At 36.3% G+C, this 26332-nt stretch carries 20 protein-coding genes and 1 other RNA gene; 14 read left to right on the top strand and 7 right to left on the bottom strand.

Features of this window, described 5'->3' with window-relative positions:
• Window positions 1–20 precede the first annotated feature (20 nt).
• The 14 genes from ACFSRZ_RS09220 (at window position 21) to ACFSRZ_RS09155 (ending at window position 16973) form a co-directional block, all read left to right on the top strand.
• A complete protein-coding gene (locus ACFSRZ_RS09220) occupies window positions 21–2969 on the top strand; it encodes an amidohydrolase family protein (RefSeq protein ID WP_379666261.1) in 2949 nt (982 codons plus the stop codon).
• Between the two features lie 11 nt (window positions 2970–2980).
• On the top strand, window positions 2981–4279 hold the full coding sequence (locus tag ACFSRZ_RS09215) for an amidohydrolase family protein (protein WP_379666260.1): 1299 nt from the start codon (window positions 2981–2983) through the stop codon (window positions 4277–4279).
• An 88-nt stretch (window positions 4280–4367) separates the two neighbouring features.
• Window positions 4368–5411, top strand: coding sequence for an acyltransferase family protein (locus ACFSRZ_RS09210; protein ID WP_379666259.1), 1044 nt, complete (start codon window positions 4368–4370; stop codon window positions 5409–5411).
• Window positions 5412–5425: 14 nt separating this feature from the next.
• Entirely contained in the window at window positions 5426–6211 is a 786-nt protein-coding gene (locus ACFSRZ_RS09205) for a TrmH family RNA methyltransferase (protein WP_379666258.1), read from the top strand.
• A 3-nt stretch (window positions 6212–6214) separates the two neighbouring features.
• Window positions 6215–6655, top strand: coding sequence for a nucleoside deaminase (locus ACFSRZ_RS09200; protein WP_379666257.1), 441 nt, complete (start codon window positions 6215–6217; stop codon window positions 6653–6655).
• Between the two features lie 52 nt (window positions 6656–6707).
• Window positions 6708–7700, top strand: coding sequence for a hypothetical protein (locus ACFSRZ_RS09195; RefSeq protein ID WP_379666256.1), 993 nt, complete (start codon window positions 6708–6710; stop codon window positions 7698–7700).
• Window positions 7700–8932, top strand: a complete 1233-nt coding sequence (locus tag ACFSRZ_RS09190) for a M48 family metallopeptidase (protein WP_379666255.1) — start codon at window positions 7700–7702, stop codon at window positions 8930–8932. Before ACFSRZ_RS09195 ends, ACFSRZ_RS09190 begins: the two co-directional genes overlap by 1 nt.
• Before the next feature lie 108 nt (window positions 8933–9040).
• Window positions 9041–11257, top strand: coding sequence for a RelA/SpoT family protein (locus ACFSRZ_RS09185; RefSeq protein ID WP_379666254.1), 2217 nt, complete (start codon window positions 9041–9043; stop codon window positions 11255–11257).
• 74 nt (window positions 11258–11331) lie between these two features.
• Window positions 11332–11787 carry a Fur family transcriptional regulator gene (locus ACFSRZ_RS09180; RefSeq protein ID WP_379666253.1) on the top strand — a complete coding sequence of 152 codons (456 nt, stop codon included), beginning with the start codon at window positions 11332–11334 and terminating at the stop codon, window positions 11785–11787.
• 14 nt (window positions 11788–11801) lie between these two features.
• Entirely contained in the window at window positions 11802–13073 is a 1272-nt protein-coding gene (locus ACFSRZ_RS09175; protein ID WP_379666252.1) for an adenylosuccinate synthase, read from the top strand.
• A 66-nt stretch (window positions 13074–13139) separates the two neighbouring features.
• Window positions 13140–14744 carry an OstA-like protein gene (locus tag ACFSRZ_RS09170; RefSeq protein ID WP_379666251.1) on the top strand — a complete coding sequence of 535 codons (1605 nt, stop codon included), beginning with the start codon at window positions 13140–13142 and terminating at the stop codon, window positions 14742–14744.
• Between the two features lie 11 nt (window positions 14745–14755).
• Window positions 14756–15934 carry an aspartate aminotransferase family protein gene (locus ACFSRZ_RS09165; protein WP_379666250.1) on the top strand — a complete coding sequence of 393 codons (1179 nt, stop codon included), beginning with the start codon at window positions 14756–14758 and terminating at the stop codon, window positions 15932–15934.
• Entirely contained in the window at window positions 15931–16506 is a 576-nt protein-coding gene (locus ACFSRZ_RS09160; RefSeq protein ID WP_379666249.1) for a hypothetical protein, read from the top strand. Before ACFSRZ_RS09165 ends, ACFSRZ_RS09160 begins: the two co-directional genes overlap by 4 nt.
• Window positions 16507–16619: 113 nt before the next feature.
• On the top strand, window positions 16620–16973 hold the full coding sequence (locus ACFSRZ_RS09155; RefSeq protein WP_379666248.1) for a hypothetical protein: 354 nt from the start codon (window positions 16620–16622) through the stop codon (window positions 16971–16973).
• Window positions 16974–17038: 65 nt separating this feature from the next.
• Here ACFSRZ_RS09155 and ACFSRZ_RS09150 read toward each other — a convergent pair whose 3' ends face one another.
• From ACFSRZ_RS09150 to dnaJ, 7 genes are all read right to left on the bottom strand, one after another.
• Window positions 17039–17602 (bottom strand): TlpA family protein disulfide reductase, encoded by a 564-nt coding sequence (locus tag ACFSRZ_RS09150; protein ID WP_379666247.1) that lies wholly within the window; start codon window positions 17600–17602, stop codon window positions 17039–17041.
• 72 nt (window positions 17603–17674) lie between these two features.
• Window positions 17675–18544 (bottom strand): anti-sigma factor, encoded by an 870-nt coding sequence (locus ACFSRZ_RS09145; RefSeq protein ID WP_379666246.1) that lies wholly within the window; start codon window positions 18542–18544, stop codon window positions 17675–17677.
• Window positions 18545–18598: 54 nt separating this feature from the next.
• Window positions 18599–19285 carry a Crp/Fnr family transcriptional regulator gene (locus ACFSRZ_RS09140; RefSeq protein WP_379666245.1) on the bottom strand — a complete coding sequence of 229 codons (687 nt, stop codon included), beginning with the start codon at window positions 19283–19285 and terminating at the stop codon, window positions 18599–18601.
• A 104-nt stretch (window positions 19286–19389) separates the two neighbouring features.
• The gene (locus ACFSRZ_RS09135; protein WP_379666244.1) at window positions 19390–21657 is read right to left on the bottom strand and encodes an aconitate hydratase; all 2268 of its coding nucleotides are present in this window, start codon (window positions 21655–21657) and stop codon (window positions 19390–19392) included.
• A 91-nt stretch (window positions 21658–21748) separates the two neighbouring features.
• The gene (locus ACFSRZ_RS09130) at window positions 21749–24526 is read right to left on the bottom strand and encodes a bifunctional aconitate hydratase 2/2-methylisocitrate dehydratase (RefSeq protein ID WP_379666243.1); all 2778 of its coding nucleotides are present in this window, start codon (window positions 24524–24526) and stop codon (window positions 21749–21751) included.
• Window positions 24527–24723: 197 nt separating this feature from the next.
• Window positions 24724–25025, bottom strand: an RNA gene (gene rnpB, locus ACFSRZ_RS09125) — RNase P RNA component class A.
• 169 nt (window positions 25026–25194) lie between these two features.
• Window positions 25195–26316: a molecular chaperone DnaJ gene (gene dnaJ, locus ACFSRZ_RS09120; RefSeq protein ID WP_379666242.1), complete on the bottom strand. Its 1122-nt coding sequence runs from the start codon at window positions 26314–26316 to the stop codon at window positions 25195–25197.
• Between the last annotated feature and the right edge of the window lie 16 nt (window positions 26317–26332).

The raw sequence follows: 26332 nt of genomic DNA, 5'->3' as shown, positions 1-26332 counted from the left end.
ACTATTCAAATAATTAACACATGAGAAAACTATTGTTGTTGCTCATGCTGCTTTCTGTATCTCTACTGCAAGCACAAGAGTACTTTCCAACCAATACGGGTGTGAAATCTACCAAAAACACAACCGTAGCATTTACCAATGCAAAAATTTATGTAACTCCCACTCAGGTCATCAAAAAAGGAACTTTACTGGTTAAAGATGGTAAAGTGATCGGTGTCGGGAAATCAATTAATATTCCTAAAGGAGCCAAAACAGTGGATCTTTCAGGAAAAAGTATTTATCCTTCTTTCATCGATATCTATTCTGATTTTGGTGTAAAAAAACCTCAAAGACCAAGAGGTGGTGGTCAGCGTCCACAATACGATGCCGCTAGAAAAGGATATTACTGGAATGATCACATTCGTCCTGAAACCGATGCTTCTAACAGCTTTGCTTTTGACGGAAGAAAAGCCAAAGACCTTGTTAAAGCAGGATTTGGAGTTGTAAATACTCACATGCACGACGGAATTGTTCGTGGAAACGGAGTCTTAGTTGCGTTGAATGCAAATTCTTCTGATGCATACAGAGTTTTAGACAAAAGATCTGCTCAGTACTTATCATTCAGTAAAAGTGTACAATCAAGACAATCCTACCCTACTTCTCGTATGGGAGCCATGGCTTTGTTACGTCAGATGTATTTAGATGCTGATTGGTATGCCGGAGGAAATGCAAAAAACAAAGATGCTGCCTTAGAAGCTTTAAATTCAAACAAAAGCTTGGTACAGATCTTTGACGCAGGAAATCAATTGGATGTACTTAGAGCTGATAAAGTAGGTGACGAATTTGGAATTCAATATACCATTGTAGGTGGTGGAGATGAATTTGAAAGAATTAATGATGTCAAAGCAACAGCTGCTACTTTCATCATCCCTATCAACTTTAGAAATGCTTATGACGTTAGCAATCCTTTGTTAGCAAGTCAGATTTCTTTGGGAGATATGAGAAGATGGAATCAAGAGCCTACAAACTTGGCTGTATTGGATAAAAACGGTGTTCGTTTTGCTTTAACTACACACGATCTAAAATCAGCTTCATTATTCCATAAGAACTTACAGAAAGCAATCAAATACGGATTTGATAAAACCAAAGCTTTGGAAGCTTTAACTACTGTTCCGGCTCAGATTCTAGGAAAAACAGATATTGGAAACCTAAGATCCGGTAGTTATGCAAACTTCTTAATTACTAACGGAGATGTTTTAGATAAAGGAACAACCATCTATGAAAACTGGGTGCAAGGAGAACGTAATGTAGTAAATGATATGAATGTTCAAGACATTACCGGAACTTATGCTTTTTCTGTGGATGGCAAGTCGTTTGACCTAACAGTATCCGGGAAAGATGCAAAACAAAGCGGAAGTTTAAAGTCCGGAGAAGCTAAGATAAAATCTAAATTCAGTTTCTCTGACGGATGGATTCACCTTACCATCAATGATGGGGGTTATTTTACGCGAATTGTAGCGCAGCCTACGCAAAATGGAATGTCTGGAACTGCCTATGATATTAACGGAAACGAATCTGCTTGGTCTGCAACTAAAAAAGCTAGCAGCAAAAAGAGTGATAAGAAGAAAGGCAAAAAGAAAAAGAACTCTGCTCCTACTGTAATGCCGGTTAGCTATCCTAACATAGGTATGGGGAATTTCTCTCAACCTAAACAAGAAACTATTTTAATCAAAAATGTTACTGTTTGGACTAGTGAAGCAGATGGAATTCTTGAAAATACAGATGTCTTATTAAAAGATGGTAAGATTGCTCAGGTAGGAAAGAATTTAAAAGCTAGAAGAGCAAAAGTTATTGATGGTACAGGAAAACACTTAACTGCCGGAATTATTGACGAGCATTCACATATTGCTGCTTCAGCGATCAACGAAGCAGGTCATAACTCTACTGCCGAGGTTACTATTGAAGATGTAGTGAATCCTAACGACATTAACATCTATAGAAACTTAGCTGGAGGTGTTACTTCTATTCAAATCTTACATGGATCTGCCAATCCAATTGGAGGGCGCTCTGCCATTATCAAACTAAAATGGGGTGAGAATGCAGACAATATGATCTATAACAACACACCTAAGTTCATCAAGTTTGCTTTGGGTGAAAACGTAAAGCAATCTAATTGGGGAGATAATCAAACCGTTCGTTTCCCTCAAACACGTATGGGAACAGAACAAGTATTTGTTGACTATTTCCAAAGAGCTAAAGAATATGATGCTTTAAAGAAAAGCGGTAAGCCTTATAGAAAAGATATCGAGTTAGAGACATTGGCTGAGATCATCAATAAAGAAAGATTTATTTCTTGTCACTCTTATGTGCAAAGTGAGATCAATATGTTGATGAAAGTTGCTGAGCAATTCAATTTCAACATCAACACATTTACACACATCTTAGAAGGGTACAAAGTAGCTGATAAGATGAAAGAGCACGGTGTTGGTGGTTCTACCTTCTCAGATTGGTGGGCTTATAAATACGAGGTAAACGATGCAATTCCTTACAACGCAGCAATCATGCACGATGCAGGAGTTACTGTAGCTATCAATTCTGATGACAGAGAAATGTCTAGAAGATTAAATCAAGAAGCTGCTAAAACAGTGAAATACGGAGGTGTGAATGAAATTGATGCTTGGAATATGGTAACTATCAATCCGGCAAAATTATTACATATAGACAACCGTACGGGAAGTATCAAAGTAGGAAAAGATGCAGATATTGTTTTATGGAGTCATCACCCATTATCAGTATATGCTAAAGCTGAAAAGACCATTATAGATGGTAAGGTATATTTTGATATTGAAGAAGACATGAAAAAGCGTGCTGCGATCAAAAAAGAGAAGAGCAAGCTAATTAACATGATGCTTAGTGAAAAACTAAATGGTGGAAAAGTACAAGCACCTAGAAAAAAAGTCTTGAAGAATTTTACTTGTGACACCGAATAAAAATTAGAATCATGAAAAAATATATTATATATAGTTTGATAGCTTTCTTCTTTGCAGGAACTATCATCGCACAACAAACTCCCGCACCTAAGCAAACACAGGCTTACTCTATTGAAGGAGCGACTGCTCATTTAGGAAACGGACAAGTTATAGAGAACTCGCTAATCATGTTCAACAATGGTAAGATCACTTTTGTAGGAAGTGCCAACAATAAGATTGCCAGACAAGGAACTGTGGTTAATGCAAAAGGAAAGCACATTTACCCTGGATTTATTGCTGTAAATGCTTCTTTAGGATTGGCAGAAGTTGATGCTGTAAGAGCAACCAGAGATTTTGATGAAACCGGTTCTATGTTACCTCATATCAGAAGTTTAATTGCCTATAATGCAGAAAGTAGAGTAATTGAATCTATGCGTCCTAATGGTGTTTTAATAGCCGAAGTAACTCCTAGAGGTGGAACCATTTCTGGAACAGCTTCTGTAATGCAATTGGATGCTTGGAACTGGGAAGATGCTGCTATTAAGGCAGATCACGGAATTCACATCAACTGGCCGGGTAGCTTTACAAGCGGACGTTGGTGGTTAGGTGAAGATCCAGGTTTAAAGCCAGATAAGAACTATCCTAAAAACGTGCAAAGCATCAAAAACTATTTTGCCAATGCAAAAAGATATTTGGCAGGTAGTAAAGATCAGAAAGACTTAGCTTTTGAAGCTACTAAAGGTTTGTTTGATGGTTCACAAAAACTGTACGTACACGTAAACGGGCAAAGAGAAATTACTGATGTTGTTGCAACTACAAAAGCTCTTGGAATTAACAATGTAGTACTTGTTAGTGGTGACGGAGCCGAGAAAGTTGCCGATCTATTGGTAAAAAATAACATTCCTGTTGTTGTAGACAGAGCGCACAGAATTCCTGATAATGAAGATGATGATTATGATCTTCCATTCAGAAACGCTAAAATCTTATTAGATGCAGGAATCACTGTAGCCATTGGTATGCAAGGGCAAATGGAACGTATGAATACACGTAACTTACCATTCTATGCCGGAACATATGCTGCCTATGGAGTTGATAAAGAAAAAGCTGTACAGATGATCACAGGAAATGCTGCTAAGATTCTTGGTGTAGAAGACATCACAGGAACTTTAGAAGTAGGTAAAGATGCTACTTTATTCATTTCAAAAGGTGATGCTTTAGACATGCGAACCAATGTTATATTGGATGCTTTTATCCAAGGAAGAAAGATCAGTTTAGAATCGCACCATACCACACTATGGAAGCGATACAATAAAAAGATCAACGGGAAATAACAGATTTCTCGCAAGAATAAATAAGGCACCGTTTTTATAAGCGGTGCTTTATTTTATTAAATATATTTGTCAAAATTTCCCCTAAGCTATGAGAATTGAACAGCTCACCTTTACCCGTTTTATTGCGGCGTCTTTAATTGTTATTTTCCATTACGGAGTTGATATTTTTCCTTTTAGCCTTCAAAAAACTGTCTTTTTAGGTGCTAATATTGGAGTTAGTTACTTCTTTGTTCTGTCAGGTTTTGTAATGATTGTAGCCTATCATAAAAAACAAAAAATCTCTATTTTTGATTATCTCAGAAACAGATTTGCCAGAATCTATCCTCTTTATCTGTTAGCTACATTGATTTTAGTCAGTTACTACTTATTATCTACCAATGTAAGTATTGACCTTATAGATCTTTTCGCAAATCTGTTTATGATCCAAAGTTGGATGCCTCAGAGAGTACTAACTTTAAATTTTCCGGGATGGTCTTTAAGTGTAGAGCTCTTTTTCTATATTACCTTCCCAATTCTCTTCAACTATTTCTATAACAGATTAGATTATAAAAAATTAGCACTTCCTATTTTGCTCTTTTTTGGAGTGAGTCAACTCGTGTTTTTCTATTTCTTTTATTCAGAATATTATCAGGGTCCAAATACAGTAAGTCATGACCTTCTGTTTTATTTTCCTGTGATACATTTGAATGAGTTTTTAGTCGGAAACCTATTAGGTCTTTATTTTATTCAAAGAGACTACAAAACTCGTAACAACGCATTTTTGATTATCAGTTTGATTATTGTTTGTGCTCTGATTTTAGCCTATGGCAACGCCATTGATTATCACAATGGTATACTAGCTGTTATATTTGCCCCGATGATTCTTTTGATATCTTATGATCACAGTTGGATTTCAAGAATCTCCAGGTCAAAATCACTGATTCACTTAGGCGAGATCAGTTATGGAGTTTATATTTTGCAAATTCCAGTATTTAGTATTACCCGACGGCTCTTGATCTACCTAGGGATTACCAATAAAGCAAGCATTTTTTACATTTGCTTTATAGTGCTTATCCTATTTTCTTCCATCACGTATAAATTCATTGAGACTCCATTACGAAAGAAAATCAAAAGCATTAAATTAGCCTCCTAAAGCATTTTCTTTATATGAAGCGAATTGAAAGCCTTCAAAATTCTTTGATCAAAAACATCTTGAAATTACAGGAGAAATCTCGCGAACGTAAAAAGCAAGGTTTGTTTGTAGTGGAAGGAAAACGTGAGATCGAATTGGCAAGAAAAGGAAGTTATAAGATAGCTTCTCTCCTATTTGTCAATTCTATGATACAAGATGAATACTTGGATCAATTTGATAGTTCTGAACTAATAGAAATCACGCAAGAAATCTATCAAAAGATCGCTTACAGAGAATCTACAGAAGGAGTTATCGCTTTGGTAGAGATCAAAGATCATCAATTAAGTAATTTAGAGTTTTCTAATAACAACCCTCTGATCTTGGTTGCTGAATCTATTGAGAAACCAGGTAATATTGGAGCACTCTTACGAACTGCTGATGCCGCCAACTTAGATGCTGTGATTATTGCAAATCCTAAAGCAGACCTATACAATCCGAATGTGGTGCGCTCTAGTGTGGGTTGTGTATTTACCAATCAAATTGCCATTGGAAGTTCTGAAGAAGTAATCAACTTCTTGCAAGAAAAAGGAATTGCTATTTATAGTGCTACGCTCCAAAATTCAAATGAATATACCGAAGAAGATTACAAAGGAGCCACCGCTTTGGTTGTAGGTACTGAAGCTACCGGACTAACTCAAGTCTGGAGAGACCAAGCCACGCAGAACATCAACATTCCTATGGAAGGAGAGATCGACTCTATGAATGTTTCTGTTGCTGCCGCTATCTTACTATTTGAAGCCAAAAGACAACGTAAAAACTAACGTATGGATACATTCTTACAAGAAGCCATTAAAGAGGCGGAAAAAGGTTATAACGAAGGAGGTATTCCTATTGGAAGTGTTATTGTACACGAAGGAAAGATCATTGGTCGTGGCCATAACAGGCGTGTACAAAAAGGAAGCGCTATTCTACATGGAGAAATGGATGCTTTGGAAAATGCCGGACGTCAACCTGCCAGTGTGTATAAAAACTCTGTGTTGTATACCACGCTTTCTCCTTGCCCAATGTGTTCCGGTACTATTTTGTTGTACGGGATTCCTAAGGTAATTATTGGTGAGAACAAAACTTTTATGGGTGAAGAAGAACTCTTAAAAAGCAGAGGTGTACAAGTAGAAGTAGTCAATAACGAGCGTTGTATTGAACTCATGGAAACCTTTATCAAAGAAAAGCCTGAGCTCTGGAATGAGGATATTGGTGAAGAATAAAAACTGAGACACTTTTTGCTTTCTTACGTCTTACTAAAAATAAAGACCAACCATGAAAGCGCTCAGTATCTTCTTGTTTATATTTCTCTTTTCTCTAAGCATACCATCAAAACCATCCATCAGATACGAAGACAAAATCCGAATTAAAGAAGCTTTTTTAATTGAGCAGCAATTCGGCGAAAAAGTATGGAAAGGATTTACACTTCCTCCCTTCCCTATTGTATTGGTCTACGATGACTACGAGTTTTTAATCAATCACCCAAAGCCTACAGATGATTTTATCTTTCTAGAAAATGATTCCTTCTTAGGTGTTGATGTTTATTATCGAAAACGAACCTTCAACAAGCACTTTCTAGCTACATTTCCTGCTGTAAATGGTTTCAATTGTATTGTTATTGGCATTCCTGAAAACACAAATCAGACCAGTACAAGCTGGATCATCACGCTACTTCACGAACGTTTTCATCAGTACCAATACACATCTAAGAATTACTATCAAGACACCATGGATTTAGGAATTTCCAATGGAGATCAAACCGGAATGTGGCAGCTAAACTATCCATTTCCCTATGAAGACAAGGCTGTAATTGAGAAATATAAAGCCTACACCAATGCATTACAAAAAGCTGTTAAAGAATTAAATACTCCACAATTTAAAGAGTACTATAAGCTGTTCTTAAAAGCCAGAAAAGAATTCAAAGAAGTTCTGCAACCTGATGATTACAAATACTTTTCTTTTCAATTGTATCAGGAAGGAATGGCCAGATATACAGAATATGCATTCTTGGAAACTCTAAAAAAGTATACACCCACAATAGAAGTTCAAACAATTCAGGATTTTAAAGCGTTCAGCAACTATAAAGACTCATTTCTTACCAAACATATAAACAACATCACAGCCTTAAAATTAGATCAACAAAAGCGTGTGTGTTTTTATGATATTGGCTTGGGAGAAGCACTTTTGATAAATAAAGTCAACCCAAATTGGAAAGATCAATATTTATTGGATAAATTTGATATTGAAAAGTTTTATCCTAAAAATTAGTGAATCCTACAAGTCTCTTTTATATACTTATCGGCATCTTAGTAATCAATTTTATCATTGATAAAGTCTTAGATTCTTTGAATGCAAAGCACTTTGATGATGAAATTCCACAACAGCTCAACGACGTATACGACGAAGAAGAGTATAAAAAATCACAAGCCTACAAAAAGACCAATCATCGCTTTGGAAATCTCACTTCTTTCTTTTCTATTGCGCTAACCTTAGGATTTTTCTTTTTAGATGGATTTGAGTTTGTAGACAATATTGCACGTTCTTATACCGATAATTCCATTCTGATTGCTTTGATCTTTTTTGGAATCATTATGATGGCTAGTGATATCTTAACAATGCCTTTCTCCTACTATCGTGTTTTTGTAATTGAAGAAAGATTTGGTTTCAACAAAACCACACGCAAAACTTTTTTCTTGGATAAGATCAAAGGCTGGTTGATGTCTGCCATTTTAGGAGGTGGTATTTTAGCATTGATCATTTGGTTCTATGAGTTTACAGGAAAGCACTTTTGGCTCTATGCTTGGGGACTGGTAGCACTTTTCTCCATTTTTATGAATATGTTCTACTCGAAACTCATCGTTCCTCTATTCAACAAACAAACTCCTTTAGAAGAAGGTGAATTGAAAGATGCTATTACCGAGTATGCGCAAAAAGTTGGGTTTACTTTAGATAAAATATTTGTTATAGATGGTTCTAAACGATCTACCAAAGCCAATGCTTATTTCTCAGGGTTTGGAAGTCAGAAAAGAATCACTTTATACGATACTCTGATCAATGATTTGGAAACTGAAGAAATTGTAGCTGTTTTGGCTCATGAAGTAGGCCATTACAAAAGAAAACACATCATATTTAATTTATTCAGTTCTATCCTACTTACAGGATTAACCTTGTTCATTCTTTCACTATTCATCAACTCACCCGTATTATCAGAAGCCTTAGGAGTTGTCAATTCAAGTTTTCATATAGGTTTGATTGCTTTTGGAATCTTGTATTCGCCCATTTCAGAAGTTACAGGGTTGGTTATGAACTACATTTCGAGAAGGTTTGAATACCAAGCCGATAATTATGCAAAAGAAACGTATGACGGGAAACCGCTTGTAACTTCTCTCAAGAAATTATCAAAAAACAACCTTAGTAACCTAACACCACACCCGGCTTACGTGTTTATGCATTATTCCCATCCTACTCTGTTACAAAGAGTTGAGAATTTAGGGAGATAAACTGTTTTAAAAAACTTGCTAAAACTTTTTTTTTATTCTAACTTCACTTTTATAATGATGATTGAATATTGATCATTGAGAATTGAAACCAATAATTGATTACTGGAAATGGAGTATACTGCAACTGTAGAGGAGGAAAATAAAGAGATTGCAAAAAGGTATAAAGATCTCTTAAAGGGTACGTATCAAACTTTGTCTCATTCAGACAAATTATTGATTCGTAAGGCTTTTAATATTTCTGTAGAAGCACATTCAGAGCAGCGTAGGAAATCAGGAGAACCTTACATCTTTCATCCTATAGCTGTTGCTAAGATTGTTGCCAATGAGATTGGACTGGGAGCAACTTCTATTGCCGCTGCCCTATTGCATGATGTTGTTGAAGATACAGAGTACACCATTGATGATATCGAACGTCTTTTTGGAGAAACCATTGCACGAATTGTAAGTGGTTTGACAAAAATCTCTAACTTAAAGAAAGACAAAGACTATTCTATTCAGGCAGAGAATTTCAGGAAGATGTTGTTGACATTGAATGATGATGTTCGTGTAATTCTAATCAAGGTAGCCGATCGTTTGCACAATATGCAAACCATGGATTCTATGCCACCTCACAAGCAGGTGAAAATCGCTTCTGAAACCTTGTACATTTATGCTCCGTTGGCACACCGATTGGGCTTGTACAACATTAAAACAGAACTGGAAGACCTAGGGTTGAAATACACAGAACCTGAGGTGTATAACGATATAGCCAGTAAGATCAAAGAAAGCAAAGAAGAACAAGAAGCTTATATCAAAGCTTTTGCTGACATTTTAAAAAACGGATTAGACAAAGAGGATTTCTCTTATGTAATAAAAGGACGATTTAAATCCATCTTCTCTATCAGAAGAAAGATGCGTAAGCAAAATGTTTCTTTTGAAGAAGTCTATGACAAGTTTGCCATTCGTATTATTTTCCAGCCGGTTTCAAAAGATGAAAAGTTTGATGCCTGGAAGGTATACTCTATTGTAACAGACTATTTCAAACCCAATCCTTCTCGTTTAAGAGATTGGATCTCGCAGCCAAAAACTACAGGTTATGAGGCTTTGCATATTACTGTAATTGGTCCACAAGCCAAATGGGTAGAAGTTCAAATACGTTCTGAACGTATGGATGAGATTGCAGAAAAAGGATATGCAGCACATTTCAAATACAAGCAAGGAGCACAGCAAGAAAATGGTCTAGAAGGATGGTTGAATCGTTTGAAAGAAACACTGGAAAACGAAAATATCAATGCGGTTGACTTTGTAGAAGATTTTAAACTGAATCTTTATGCTAAAGAGATTTATGTATTTACTCCTAAAGGAGATTTAAAATCATTGCCTAAAGGAGCTTCTGCGCTAGACTTTGCCTTCTCTATTCATACCGATGTTGGATTGAAATGCAGAGGAGCCAAAGTAAATGGTAAACTAATGCCATTGAGTCATGAGTTAAGCAGTGGTGATCAGATCGAAGTATTGACTTCTGCCAACAACAAACCCAATGCTCGTTGGTTAGATTTTGTAATTACTGCCAGAGCTCGCTCTAAGATTAAAACTGCCTTAAAGGACGAACAGAAGAAAATAGCTGAAGAAGGAAAGGCCATCTTGAGTCGTAAGCTGAGGCATTTAAAGATCAGTTTTGATGAAAAGACCGTGAATGAGCTTGTTAATTATTTCAAGTTAAAAACCAGCTTTGATCTTTTCTTCAGAATTGGAAACGGCGCTATAGACAATACACAGCTAAAAGCATTTGTGAGTCAACGTAACAACCGATTCATGAGCTTCTTTAAAAATCGCTTAAAAAGAGCGCCTTCTAAAGATGTTCTTGAAAAGGAAGAAGTTACCAAGAAATATGATGACCTTGTTTTTGGAAACGACGAAGAGAAACTAGATTATAAATTATCGAAATGCTGTAACCCTATTCCGGGTGATGATGTTTTTGGATTTATTACCATTAATGAAGGGATCAAGGTTCATAAGAAAGATTGTCCGAATGCCATTTCTTTGCAATCCAATTATGCATATCGTATTATCAAAGCCAAATGGATCGATTCTACGAATCAGGAATTCAAAGCGATTCTGCATGTAAGCGGTGTTGATAATAGAGGTATTGTAAACAATCTAACACGTATCATATCTAACAATATGAGTGTGTTTATACACAGTATTAATATAGCAGGAAACGAAGGAGTTTTCGAAGGAAAACTATCCATTAGTGTTAAAAATAAAACCCAGCTAACGAAGTTGATAGAGAGTATCAAGAAAGTAGATGGAGTACAAAAGGTAGAACGTGTTAATACAATGTAGATAACCTTCTACAAAAACACTGATTTTTCCGAATAATAACCTTAAATTTGTCATTTGATAAAAGGAATTTTATTATGGGCTCGAATGAAAACCAAGAAATTGTAAAAAAGGTTTTTACAAGCTTTTTAGAAGAGAACAAACATCGCAAGACTCCCGAGCGATATGCGATCTTACAAGAAATTTATGATGTAGACGAACACTTTGATATTGAGTCGCTTTACATCAAAATGAAAAACAAGAACTACCGAGTAAGTAGAGCTACCTTGTACAACACAATTGATCTTCTTTTAGATTGTGGACTTGTGAGAAAGCATCAGTTTGACGGACATACTATGGCTCGATATGAAAAGAGTTATTTCGACAAACAGCACGACCACGTGATCTTAACTGATACCGGTGAAGTAAAAGAATTTTGTGATCCTAGAATTCAGATTATCAAAAAAACAATTGAGGAAGTCTTCAATATAGACATCCACAACCACTCACTCTATTTTTACGGAACAACAAAACAAACAACAACAGACAACTAAACTAACTTATATACATGGCGGTAGATTTATTATTAGGACTACAATGGGGAGATGAAGGAAAAGGGAAAATTGTAGATGTTCTAACGAAAAACTATGATATCATAGCGCGTTTTCAAGGAGGACCTAATGCAGGGCACACATTAATTTTTGACGGACACAAACACGTACTACACACCATTCCTTCCGGAATCTTTCACGATTCTGCATTGAATGTTGTTGGAAACGGTGTTGTGATCGACCCTGTGATCTTTAAAAAAGAATTAGAAAACCTAGATAAGCACGATATCGCTTATACAGAAAAACTATTGATCTCTAGAAAGGCTCATTTGATCCTTCCTACACATAGATTATTAGATGCTGCTTCAGAAACATCTAAAGGAAAAGCAAAGATCGGTTCTACTTTAAAAGGAATTGGTCCAACTTATATGGACAAGACCGGTAGAAATGGTATGCGTGTGGGCGACTTAGAGTTAGATAGTTGGAAAGAGAAATACAAAGCTCTTACGCAAAAGCATATTAAAATGTTGAATTTCTTTGATGTAGACATTCAATATGATCTAGAAGAACTAGAACAAGAATTTTGTAGAGGAGTTGAAAAATTAAGAACCCTACAATTTATTGATAGCGAAGAATTTTTAAACAATGCTATCAGAGAAAACAAATCTATCTTGGCAGAAGGAGCTCAAGGTTCTTTATTAGATATTGATTTTGGAACGTATCCTTTTGTAACATCATCTAACACAACAGCAGCTGGTGCTTGTACAGGTTTAGGAGTAGCTCCTAACAGAATTGGAGATGTTTTTGGGATCTTTAAGGCATATACTACTCGTGTAGGTTCTGGTCCCTTCCCTACTGAATTGTTTGATGAAGATGGTGCTACCATGGCAAAAGTTGGTCATGAGTTTGGTGCTACTACCGGAAGACCAAGACGTTGTGGATGGTTAGATCTAGTTGCTTTAAAATACGCTATCCAAGTAAATGGTGTTACACAATTGATGATGATGAAAGGTGATGTATTATCTGGTTTCGATACACTTAAAGTTTGTACATCTTACAATTATAAAGGAGAAGAGATCTCTCATTTACCGTACAACATCGAGCCAGAAAATGTAACTCCTATCTATACAGAATTCAAAGGATGGCAAAAAGATCTAACTAGCTTAACAGAAGAAGGTCAATTACCACAGAACTTATTAGATTACATCGCTTTCATAGAAAAGGAAACAGAAGTTCCTATCAAGATCGTATCTGTTGGTCCGGATAGAAAGCAAACGATCCTTCGTTAGTTTTATCTAAAATTTAAGAATTTGGCATACTCTTTTCAGTATTTTAGCTCAAAATCCATAACATATTTGAAAAAGATACTGTTAACATTATGTGTTCTCTTCATGGCTTTTGCCGGCTATGCTCAACAAAAAAAGATCAAGATCTTATGGGCTGAACACAACTATGCAAATGAAGAAAAGTTCCCGGGTGCAATTATTTTAGATGGTAAAGTAAAAATTGCACATGAAGGTGCTATTCTTACTTGTAGAAGAGCTTTTTATTACAAGAAAGAGAATTTTCTGAAAGCTATTGGAAATGTGATCATCAACCAAGGTGATACCATTCATCAAAACAGCGACTATGTAGATTATGATCTTACTAGCAAAAAAGCGGTTTCTTGGGGTAATGTAGTATTAAAGGATCCTAAGATGACGCTAAAAACGGATACTCTTTACTTTGATAGATTGAATCAAAAGTTATTCTATAAAGACCATGCTACCATACAAGATGAAACAAATATCCTAAAAAGTAAGAATGGTAATTATTACTTAGAAACCAAGAAATTTACTGCTACAACTCAAGTTACCATTACCAATCCTGATAATATCATAGAATCCCAACATTTGGATTACTATACAAGTTCAGGACACGCATATTTATATGGCCCATCTACGATCATAAATAAAGAAGATGGTAACAAGATCTATTCAGAAAGAGGTTTTTACAATACAAAAACAGATATTTCTCATTTTGTAAAAAATGCCAAACTCTATTTAGATGACAGAACCATTGAAGGTGACAGTCTCTATTATGATAAAAACAGAGGGTTTGCCTCTGCCACAAACAACATTCGAGTTATTGATACCGCTCAGAACTTTATTGCCAAAGGAAACTATGCTGAGTATTTTGAAAAACTAGATTCGATCTTTATGATCAAAAAAGCTGTAGCGATCTCTGTGATGGAGAAAGATTCTATGTTTGTTCATGGTGATACTTTATTGGTTACAGGAAAGAAAGAAAAGAGAATCATTCGCACCTTTAACAATGTAAAGATCTTTAAAAGTGATTTACAAGGAAAATGTGATTCGCTACATACAGATCAAGCAACCGGAGTTACAAAAATGTACTTCAGTCCTATCCTTTGGTCAGAAAAAAGTCAGATCACCGGTGATAGTATCAAACTTCTTTCAGACAAAAAAACAGACAAGTTAGACTCTTTAAAGATCCTAGGAAATTCATTCATCATACAGCAAGATTCTTTAGACCCTAAGAATTTCAATCAGATCAAAGGGAAGAATATGTATGGGAAGTTTATAGAAAATAAACTACGTACACTGCTGGTAAAAGGAAACGGTGAAGCTGTTAACTACAACAGAAATGATAACGGAGTACTAGAAACCATCAGCAAACAGTTTTGTAGCAATATTGAATTTGTTTTAGAGAACAATGAGATCGATCAGATCAAATGTATGAAGCAAACAGACGGAACCACCTTCCCTCCTTCTAAGTTTCCTGAAGCAGATCGGAAATTGAAAGGGTTCCTCTGGCGAGAAGATGAACAGCCTAAGACAAAAGAAGATATTTTTATCAAAGACGGAAAACCCGCACGAAAACCTCTTTTTAAAGGAAATCCACCAGCAACTAAAAAAGGAAAGAAGTCAGTAAAGAAAAAAGAAAAATCCAATCCGTAACTTTGGACTTCATGAAATCTGATTTCTTAAAATATCAAGCACAAACCAGTCCGTATCCGCTAGCCTTAGCTGTAAAAGAAGCCAAAGGAAGTTATATTTATGATACAGACGGAAAAGCCTACCTAGATTTTGTTGCAGGAGTATCAGCTAATACTTTAGGACATCAACACCCTACAGTTACTGAAGCTATCAAGAAACAGTTAGATCTGTATACTCATGTAATGGTCTATGGTGAGTTTATTCAAAAACCACAATTAGAACTTTGCAAATTATTAGCCAACACATTGCCGGGAGATTTTAGTGTATATCTTACAAACTCTGGTACCGAAGCTTGTGAAGGAGCTTTAAAGTTAGCTAAAAGACACACAAAAAGAAGTGAGATCATTGCTGCTCGTAACTCTTATCATGGCAATACACAAGGGTCTATGAGTGTTTCCGGAGCAGAACAACAGAATAGAGCTTTTCGCCCATTGGTTCCCGGAACTCGTTTTATTGCTTTTAATAATGAAGCAGATCTGTCTAAGATCACTCATAAAACGGCTGCGGTTATCTTAGAAACCATTCAAGGAGGTGCAGGTTTTATAGTTCCCAAAAACGATTATCTAGAAAAAGTACAGCAACGTTGTAATGAAGTGGGTGCTTTATTGATCCTTGATGAAATTCAAACCGGTATTGGTAGAACCGGAAAATTCTGGGGCTTTGAAAATTATGGAGTCACTCCCGATATTATTATTACAGGAAAAGGATTGGGTGGCGGAATGCCTATTGGTGCATTTATAGCCAAGTCTTCAGTAATGAATCTTTTAAAAGAGAATCCTACCTTAGGTCATATCACAACCTTTGGAGGACATCCCGTAATTGCTGCAGCAGGTGTAGCTACTATGCAAACACTGGAAGATTCTAGTCTTATAGAAGAAACGTTACGAAAAGAACAATTGATCAGAGAGCATTTACAGCATCCTTTAATCAAAGAAATTAGAGGAAAAGGATTGATGCTTGCAGCTATTTTGGAAACACCGGAATTGGCTGCTAAAGTAGTTCATGCATGTTTGGAACGAGGTTTGATCTTATTCTTTCTATTGTTTGAAGGGAGAGCCTTACGAATAACTCCTCCTTTGAATATATCTGATGAAGAAATTATCAAAGGTTGTCAGATTATTGTAACAACATTAGAAAGAGAAAAGTCATGAAAAAATTAATATTGCTTGCATTTTGTTCCTTGCTACTTACCTCCTGTTTAGATGGTTTAGGAGGAAATTCGAACACACCGGAAAAGAATGTAGAGTTTCAAGATGTTATTGTAGAAAAAAGATATGGGGTTAAACTGCCATCCTATATGAGAAAAACCAAAGAGCTGAATGATGATGCTTCTCTACAATACATGAATACGCTTAAAGAAACCTATTGTATTATTATAGATGAACCTACACAAGAGTTTATAGATACCTTTAAAAGAATTGATGAGTACGACGATTCTGTTTCTGTTGTTCAAAATTATCAAGAGGTACAAATTGGGAGTTTCTTAGAATCTATCAAAGACTTTACTATTTCTGAAGTTAAAAAATTGAAAGTCCATGGCTTAAGTTCCCTTACTCAAGAAGGAGTTGGCGAGGTTGACGGACATAAAATTGCGTATTCTTTCTCTTTTATAGAAGGTAAAGAAACTATCTACATGATCATCTGTTGGACGCTTAACAGTAGGAAAAACAGGTACAAAGCTACTTTCCAAAAGGTCTTCGACTCATTTTTTGAGGTGAAGTGATTTTCAAAAAAATTGTTAAAACACGTTAAGTTTTTATTAAACTGAGCCTTTTACTGAAACATTTTTGTTTTCCGTTAGTCTTATGGTTGTACGTTTAATCTAAAAAACTCATCATGAAAAAACTTAAATTAACAATCACTGCAATTGCTTTGTGTTTTGCCACAATGACTGCTTTTGCAAACGACAACGAGCCTACGGCGAAAGAAAAGAACAATGCATTTCGCAGCAAAATTGTATCCTTATTAGGATCTGAAATTCCAGTACAACTTACAGACGGAAAAGCTTTAAAAGCCAGCTTAACTTTGATGGTAAATAACAACAACGAAATCATTGTTGTTTCAACAAATTCTAAAGATGCTTCTGTAGACACTTATGTAAAGAGTAAGTTGAACTATAAAAAAATTGATGTTAAAGGACTAAAGAAAGGTCAAGTATACCAAGTTCCTTTAACCATAAAACAATCGTAATTATAATTACAACGGTTGGTTAGTTGGGTGCCTGAATGCGACGTTCTGTTGCTTCGGGCATTTTTTTATTCGTTAATCAGCTTATCCAAAAGACTTCTCACCGAACTGCTGTTCCAATTGGCAGCTCCCTTTTTATCTACATGAATTTGCCCATCCTTTCCAATGATATAAGTAGCAGGAATTGATTTGCTATACAACTCTTCCGGGATTGCACTGGTCGGTTGAAATACAGGAATGCTCATCTCTTTCTTATCTAAAAAAGCTGTCACTCTTTCCATTTTTTCATTACTCACAAATAAGAAAGTAACCTTATCTCCATAATCATTGTATAGCTTTTGCATACTTGGCAACTCTGCAACACAAGGCGGACACCATGTTGCCCATAAATTAACAAAGACTACCTTATCTTTTGCTGTGGTAAGATTGTGTGCTTTCCCTTCTTTGTCCAACAAAGCCCAATTGTATGTGCTTAGTTCGGCACGATTACCTTCACTTTCGATAGATGGGCTAAATAAGGCAAATATTTTATGAACTGAAACCTGAATTGGTTTTCTCGTTTGCGGAATGATGATCAGTGCTATAACCACTAAGGTTAGTATGTTATAGACTTGTGACTTTTTGATTTTCATATAAAAACATATAGCGTACTTTCTAAGTCGAAACTACGCTATATTACTAACAAAATAAAATAATTATTGCTTTTATCTGCTAACTGTTCCACTAGGTAAAGAACCTAAGTTCGCTCCTAATGAGTGAGTTGATGGTGCTGTTGCTTGACCAGCTGTTCCAATTAACGGTTTTAAAGTAAAAGGTGCTGGTGAGTTATCCGGTACAGGCTCTACAGTAATTACAATAGTTCTTCCTCTAATATCTAAAGGAAATGTTTCTCCTGCTGGTGCATTTAAAAAGAAATCTTCTCCCGGAATTGGTGGCCCTGCATTGTTTTGAGTTCCACTAAATGGGTTTCCGCTATCCATTGTATTAAATTCTGTAAAAACTCCTGTAGTAATAGGCCCTGCTTCTCCTACCACCCATCCTTCGTAAGCCCATCCGGCTGGTAAGGTTGGTAATGTTAAACCTGCTGTTGGTGGCATTCCAGGAATTCCAAACCACACTCCATATTCATCGTTTCCATTGTTTGTTCCTGTCTCGTCAGTTGGTGTTCTCAAAAAGAAAGTACCTGAAGCATTGCTGAAATCCCCCACAATTTCAGTTGAAACTGCTGCAGAATTCCCTGAGAAAGTTCCTCTTAACATTTTTGTGTCAGCTGGAGCCGGATCTGGATCAACCGTTGGCTCAATAGTCAACACAAAAGCTGTTGCGTTATTTAAATCGCTTGTATTTACTTGAAAAGTTTGCGGAAATGTTACACTTGAAAATCTCCCTGTAGATACCGGGCTACCATTAACGATTACCCAACCTTCGTAAACATAATCGTTTCCTAAGGCTTCTAATCCGGTTAAGTTAAGTGTTAGTCCTGATGTTGCTAGTGCGTCATCATCATTATCATTACAAGCGACAAATAGTGATGCCACTAATAGCAATCCTAAAATTTTTTTCATTTTAACCATATTTAATATTAAACTGAGTCAAAATTAGGATGCCGTTATGTTTTAAAATGTCAGCTAGCTGACACTTAGCGAATTTTTATTCAAAAAACGTATTTCTTTTCTACTAAAACTAATCTCCTTTGCCTCCTTTAATTCATTCATCACTGTACTTAACGTAGGTCTGGAAGTGCCTATAAGACTAGCAATATCTTTTTGAGTATAAGGGTGAACGATTACTTTATCTCCTGTATGTTCACAATCATGCCCGTACTCTTCACACAATTCATTTAAGAACTCTAACAAACGTGTTTTAACATCTTTAAAAAGCAATAGTTGCAATCTCCTTTCCAGTTTCTTCATACGAAGACCAATGAACTTATAGATCTTAAAGCTCACAGAAACATTGTCTCTCATGAGTCCATACATAGTGTCTTTAGAGACTTTGCAAATAGAAGTGTTGTTGTCTATGGATTGTGCAAATTCGCTTCGCTTCTCGACTCCGAGAATGGCTTTTTCACCAAATATTTCACCTTTGGTCAAAATAGCCTTTACAATCTCATCTCCTTCCTCTGTATAGTAACCGATCTTTACTTTACCGGAATCTATCAAATAGATCTTGTTTGCTTGATCCTCTTCAAAGTAGATATAATCACTCTTCTTGTAGATATCTAAGCTATGATCTTTCTTATAAGCCGGATATTTATGAGGGCATAGAATTTTGAAAAGATTGACGTCGTCAAAATACCAAATAGAGGGTTTCATAAAAAGCGTTTAGCTTTTTGTCCCCAAAAAAGAAATTACCTTACAAATTAGAGGAAATAAAAAACTCCTGAAGCTCAGGAGTTTTGTAGGAAATTTATCAATAACTAAGCATTCTGCTTTTTTATTAAGTTTAAGGCCGATCCTTCTTTGAACCATTCAATCTGACCTGCATTGTAGGTATGATTTGCCAGAATCGTGTCTTTACTACCATCTGCATGTACTACTTCAATTGCTAATGGTTTTCCCGGAGCAAATTCATTCAAATCTAAGAAGTTGAATGTATCATCTTCTTGAATCAGATCGTAATCATTTTCATTTGCAAATGTTAATCCTAGCATTCCTTGTTTTTTCAAGTTAGTTTCGTGAATTCTAGCAAATGATTTTACCAATACAGCAACAACTCCTAGGTGACGTGGTTCCATAGCTGCATGCTCTCTAGAAGAGCCTTCTCCGTAGTTATGATCTCCAACTACAATTGATGGAATTCCTGCTGCTTTGTAGGCTCTTTGTGTTTTTGGTACTGCATCATACTCACCATCGATCTGACTCTTCACAAAGTTCGTTTGCATATTGTAAGCATTTACAGCTCCGATCAAACAGTTGTTAGAAATATTATCTAAATGTCCTCTGTAACGCAACCAAGGTCCCGCCATAGAGATATGATCTGTTGTACATTTTCCGTGAGCTTTGATCAATAGTTTGGCTCCTTTGATCTCGTCTCCAATTGGAGTAAATGGAGTTAACAGTTCTAAGCGTTCAGAATTTGGGTCTACCACTACTTTTATATGGCTTCCGTCTTCTTCCGGTGCTAAGTATCCATTGTCTTTTACTTCAAAACCTTTCGGTGGCAATTCCCATCCTGTAGGTTCATCCAGCATTACTTCTTCTCCATTCTTATTGATCAAAGTATCTGTTAGTGGGTTAAAATCCAGTCTTCCAGAAATAGCAATTGCTGCAACCAACTCCGGTGAAGCCACAAAAGCATGAGTGTTTGGATTCCCGTCTGCTCTCTTTGCAAAGTTTCTGTTGAATGAGTGAACGATACTGTTCTTTGGTGCATTCTTAGGGTCTTCATAACGTGCCCATTGTCCAATACAAGGCCCGCAAGCATTGGTAAAGATAGTTGCATCTAATTTTTCAAAAATTTCTAAGATTCCATCTCTTTCAGCAGTATAGCGAACCTGCTCTGATCCCGGGTTGATTCCAAACTCTGCTTTGGTAACCAATCCTTTGTCTAAAGCTTGTTGTGCTATTGAAGAGGCTCTGGATAGATCTTCGTAAGATGAATTGGTACAAGAACCTATCAATCCCCATTCTACCTGCAATGGCCAATCATTTTCACTAGCTTTTGCTGTCATATCTTTTCCAACCTTGGTTGAAAGATCCGGAGTAAAAGGCCCATTTAGTAAAGGTGTTAATTCTGATAAATTAATATCAATCACCTGATCGAAATATTGCTCTGGGTTTTCATATACCTCAGAATCGGCTGTTAAGTATTCTTTTACCGCATTGGCTGCATCTGCAACGTCTGCTCTTTCTGTAGCTCTTAGGTAACGCTCCATAGTTTCGTCATAACCAAACGTAGAAGTTGTTGCTCCTATTTCTGCTCCCATGTTACAAATGGTTCCTTTCCCTGTACATGACATAGCTGTAGCTCCGGGGCCAAAATATTCTACTATAGCTCCTGTTCCTCCTTTTACTGTTAAAATTTCGGCTACTTTTAAAATAACATCCTTAGGAGCTGTCCAACCTGATAATTTTCCGGTTAATCTTACACCAATCAATTTAGGAAATTTCAATTCCCAAGGCATCCCTGCCATTACATCTACTGCATCTGCACCACCTACTCCAATGGCAACCATTCCTAATCCACCGGCATTTACCGTATGAGAGTCTGTACCTATCATCATTCCTCCGGGAAACGCATAGTTTTCTAATACTACCTGGTGAATAATTCCTGCACCAGGTTTCCAAAAACCAATTCCGTATTTGTTAGATACAGATTCTAAGAAATTAAACACTTCATTGCTATTGTTTAAGGCAGCTTGTAAATCTTTATCGGCTCCAACTTTCGCTTGTATCAAATGATCACAGTGTACTGTAGTAGGTACAGCTACTTTATTTTTTCCGGCTTGCATAAATTGCAATAAAGCCATCTGTGCTGTTGCATCTTGACAAGCAATTCGATCCGGAGCGAAGTCTACATAATCCTTTCCTCTTACAAATGCTTTTTCAGGGTTTCCGTCCCACAAGTGAGAATACAATATCTTTTCTGCTAAAGTAAGCGGCTTTCCAGTAACTTTTCTCGCAGCATCTACTCGTTCTGCTATTGTACTGTATACCTCTTTGATCATATTAATATCAAACGCCATATTTGTTTAGTTTTTTGTTCCACCTACGAATTTAACAAAAAAAAGCCCGAGTAAAACCCGGGCTCTATATTCTTAATTTATGATAGTATCATTAAATTACTAATTGCTTTTGAGAAGGCTTGAACTTTGTTAGTACAATACCATCAACAGCATCTTCATATTCTTCCATGGTTGGAGTTCTTCCTAAAATTGTAGATAATACTACTACCGGAGTTGATGATAATAAAGATTCTCCTTTTTTCTCTCCTGAATCTTTTACAACTCTTCCTTGGAACAAACGAGTTGAAGTAGCCATTACAGTATCTCCCGGTTCTGCTTTCTCTTGATTCCCCATACATAAGTTACATCCCGGGCGTTCTAAGTACAGCATGTTCTCATATTTTGTACGTGCTGCTCCTTTTGGCGCATCATCGTTAAATACAAATCCTGAGTATTTTTCTAAAACATCCCAGTCTCCTTCTTCTTTTAACTCATCTACAATGTTGTAGGTTGGTGGTGCAACAACTAAAGGAGCATTGAATTCAACTTTTCCTTGTTGCTCTTCAATATTCTTTAGCATTTGAGCTAAGATCTTCATATCTCCTTTGTGTACCATACAAGAACCAACAAATCCAAGGTCTACTTGTTTTGTTCCTCCATAGTATGATAAAGGTCTGATTGTATCGTGTGTATATCGTTTAGAAACATCTTCGTTATTTACATCAGGATCTGCAATCATTGGCTCAGCTATCTCATCTAAATCGATCACAACTTCTGCATAGTACTTCGCATGTGCATCCGGTTTCAATGCTGGTTTCTCTCCAGATTTGATCTCTTGAATCCTTTTATTTGCTTTATCAACTAAACCTTGTAGTACTTTCTTCTCGTTATCCATTCCTTTATCAATCATGATTTGGATACGATCTCTAGCAATTTCTAATGATTCAATTAATGTTTCATCTTCAGAAATACAGATAGAAGCTTTTGCTTTCATCTCTGCAGTCCAATCAGTAAATGTAAAGGCTTGATCTGATGTTAAAGTTCCAATATGTACTTCTATAATTCTTCCTTGGAATACGTTTTCTCCTCCAAATTGCTTCAGCATTTGTTGCTGTGTAGCATGTACTACATCACGGAAGTCCATAAAACTTCTCATATCTCCTTTGAAAGTTACTTTTACAGATTCCGGTATAGGCATTGATGCTTCTCCTGTTGCTAATGCTAAAGCTACAGTTCCAGAGTCTGCTCCAAAGGCAACACCTTTAGACATACGCGTGTGCGAATCTCCTCCAATGATGATATCCCAATCGTCAACTGTAATGTCATTTAATACTTTATGAATTACATCCGTCATTGCATGGTATTTCCCTTTAGGGTCACGTCCTGTAATTAATCCGAAGTCATTCATAAACTTCATCAGTCTAGGAATATTTGCTTTCGACTTATCATCCCAAACAGAGGCTGTATGACATCCTGATTGGTAACTTGCATCTACAATAGGAGATACTACTGTAGCAGCCATCATCTCCAATTCTTGAGAAGTCATTAATCCTGTTGTATCTTGAGACCCAACAATATTTACTTCTACACGAACATTAGAACCTGCATGTAATGTTTTTCCAGGTGTAGTTCCTACTGCATTTTTATTGAAAATCTTTTCTACTGCAGTAAGTCCTTGACCTTCATGAGAAATCTCTTTTGACGCTGCGTATACTTGTGGTACATCGATACCTAAAGTTTTGCAAGCAAATGTTTGTAGTTTCTTACCGAAAACTACTGCATACGACCCTCCTGCTTTGATGAATTCCATCTTTTGTGGTGTCAATGCAGCTGAGATATCTTTTAATTCTTTATCGCCTTTGTATAGCTTCTTTTCTTTTGTATTGATCGTTAAAACAGTTCCTGTTTCTACAGAATATACTTGCTCTAAAATTGGTTCTCCATCTGCATCATATACTGTATTTCCTTCTGCATCTTTTTTCTTTACCCAGTTTTTAAGATCTATTCCAATACCTCCAGTTACACCTACTGTGGTTAAGAAGATTGGTGCAATACCGTTGGTTCCGGCAATAACCGGTGCGATATTGATAAATGGTACATACGGACTTGATGAAATACCTGTCCATAATGCTACGTTATTTACTCCCGACATTCTGGATGATCCTACTCCCATCGTTCCTTTTTCTGCAACTAGCATCACTCGTTTATCCGGATGTTGTTCTTTTAATGCCAACACTTCTTTTTGCATGTCTTTGTTATGCTCAAAAATAGATTGCCCGTGTAATTCACGGTCAGATCTTGAGTGTGCATCTGCTCCCGGAGAAAGTAGATCTGTAGAAATATCTCCTACTCCTGCTATATAGGTTACAATTTGAATTTCTTCATCAATCTCTGGTAGTTTCGTGAAGAACTCTGCCTGAGCGTAACTTTCAATAATCTCTTTAGCAATTTCATTTCCGCTTTTGAAAGCTTCTTCTAAACGCTCTGTATCTGCCTCATAAAGGAAAACCTGAGTTTTTAAAACTTTAGCTGCTTCTTCTGCTATTGCAGCATCACTTCCTAAAGCCAAATCCAACAATACTTTAATTGAAGGTCCACCTTTCATATGCGACAATTGTTCAAAAGCAAAAGCTGGTGTGATCTCCTCTACTAAGGCTTCTCCCAGAATAATTTCTTTTAAAAATTTTGCTTTAACTCCTGCAGCACTTGTAGTACCTGGTAAAGTATTATAAATAAAGAAGTTTACAGAATCTTTACGGTGTTCATTAGTAAGGTCTTTAATTTGCTCAATGATCTCACTTAATAATTCATCGCTATCAATAGGCTTCGGGTGAAGTCCTTGACTTTTTCGTTCTTCAATCTCCTTTATGTAGTCTTTGTAAGTGTTCATAAAAAGATTTTTGTTAATAGTGTTTTTGGTCGCACAAAATTAGTGTTTTCATACGACATTTGAAAAATATACATCAAATCAGCTTAATTAATAAATATATTTTAATTAAAATTAATTAAAATAACATTTCAATATTTTAAACACTTAAAAATGACTTAAAATTATCAAATTCGTAATTTTAAAAATACAATAGAGAAGAAAAAAGCAGGCCAATAAGCCGGATTCTGTACTCAAAAGAGTCTTATCATTTATCTAGTTCTAAGATTACTCTTAGAATCGATCTGCCTACCCCTTGGAATCGGGCGAGTTACCCTCGAGCTCCAATATACGTGACATTGCACCGCATAGAGTTTACCTGATTTCACTACAGCCGAACTGTACTTGCTTTCTGTTGCACTTGTCCTCGATTTACACCGGACGGATGTTATCCGCTATGCTACTCTGTGGTGTCCGGACTTTCCTCTCCTGCAAGGCAGGAGCGATAAGATAGGCCTGCTTATATTATTAAAAGGCTAAAATACAACCTTTATCCATAAAAAAACCCACTCAAAGATTGAGTGGGAAAAATTGCTATGAAAAAGAAAAAGTTGTTGTTGCTTTCACAACAACGGTACAAATTTAATATTTTCTTTATAATTAAAAAACATTTTCTTAAAAAAATCTTCTTCTTAAGAGAACATATCTTTTACTTTTTCAAAAAATGATTTGTCTGATTTCTTAGGTGAAGGCGTAAAATTCTCATCGTCAATCATTTTCTCAAAAAACTGGCGTTGTTCTTTGGTTAATTCTTGTGGTGTCCAAACATTGATGTGAATTAAAAAATCTCCTGATCCATAACGTTCAATACTCGGTAAGCCCTTTCCTTTTAGGCGTAAAATCTTCCCGGATTGTGTTCCTGAGTCAATTTTGATTTTTACTTTTCCGGTTACCGTTTCGATCTCTTTGCTTGTTCCTAAAATAGCTTCAGAAATATTGACATACAGATCATAATGAACATTGGTTCCTTCTCTTTTTAGTGTTTCATGCGGAATCTCTTCGATTAACACTAATAGGTCTCCTGATAAGGAATTTTTCCCCGGAGCTTCGTTTCCTTTTCCTCCTACTTTTAACTGAACTCCTTCTGTTACTCCGGCAGGAATTTGAATAGAAACGGTTTCTTCTTTTACAACCAATCCTTGTGCATCAGAACCATTAGGTTTGCTACTGATAACTTCTCCTGTTCCTTGACAGGTTCCACAGGTAGTTGCTGTTTGCATTCTTCCTAAAATAGTGTTGGTAACACGCATTTGCTGACCGGTACCATTACATACACTACAGGTTTTGTAAGAAACACCATCTCCCTGAACTTTACGGCGTACTTTTACCTTTTTCTCTACTCCTTTTGCTATCTCTTCTAAGGTAAGTTTTACTCGAATTCTTAGGTTTCCTCCTTTTACTCTGGCTTGGCCTCTACCTCCGCCAAATCCACCGAATCCCCCTCCGAAAGCTCCTCCAAAGATATCTCCAAACTGACTGAAAATATCTTCCATGTTCATTCCGCCTCCGCCGAATCCGCCTTGACCACCTTCAAAGGCGGCATGACCATACTGATCGTAACGAGCTTTTTTATTCTCATCACTCAATATTTCATAAGCTTCAGCAGCTTGTTTGAACTTTTCTTCGGCTTCTTTATTATCAGGGTTCTTATCGGGATGGTATTTGATAGCCATCTTTCGGTATGCTTTTTTGATCTCAGCTGCCGATGCCGATTTAGAAATTCCTAATACTTCGTAGTAATCTTGTTTTGCCATAGTTTTTCAATGAGCA

Origin of the sequence: Pseudotenacibaculum haliotis, assembly GCF_042684245.1 — a bacterium.
In the GTDB taxonomy this organism is placed as follows: Bacteria; Bacteroidota; Bacteroidia; order Flavobacteriales; family Flavobacteriaceae; genus Polaribacter; species Polaribacter haliotis_A.
Note: the sequence above shows the minus strand (reverse complement) of the source record. Positions and strands in the feature narration are given on the sequence as shown.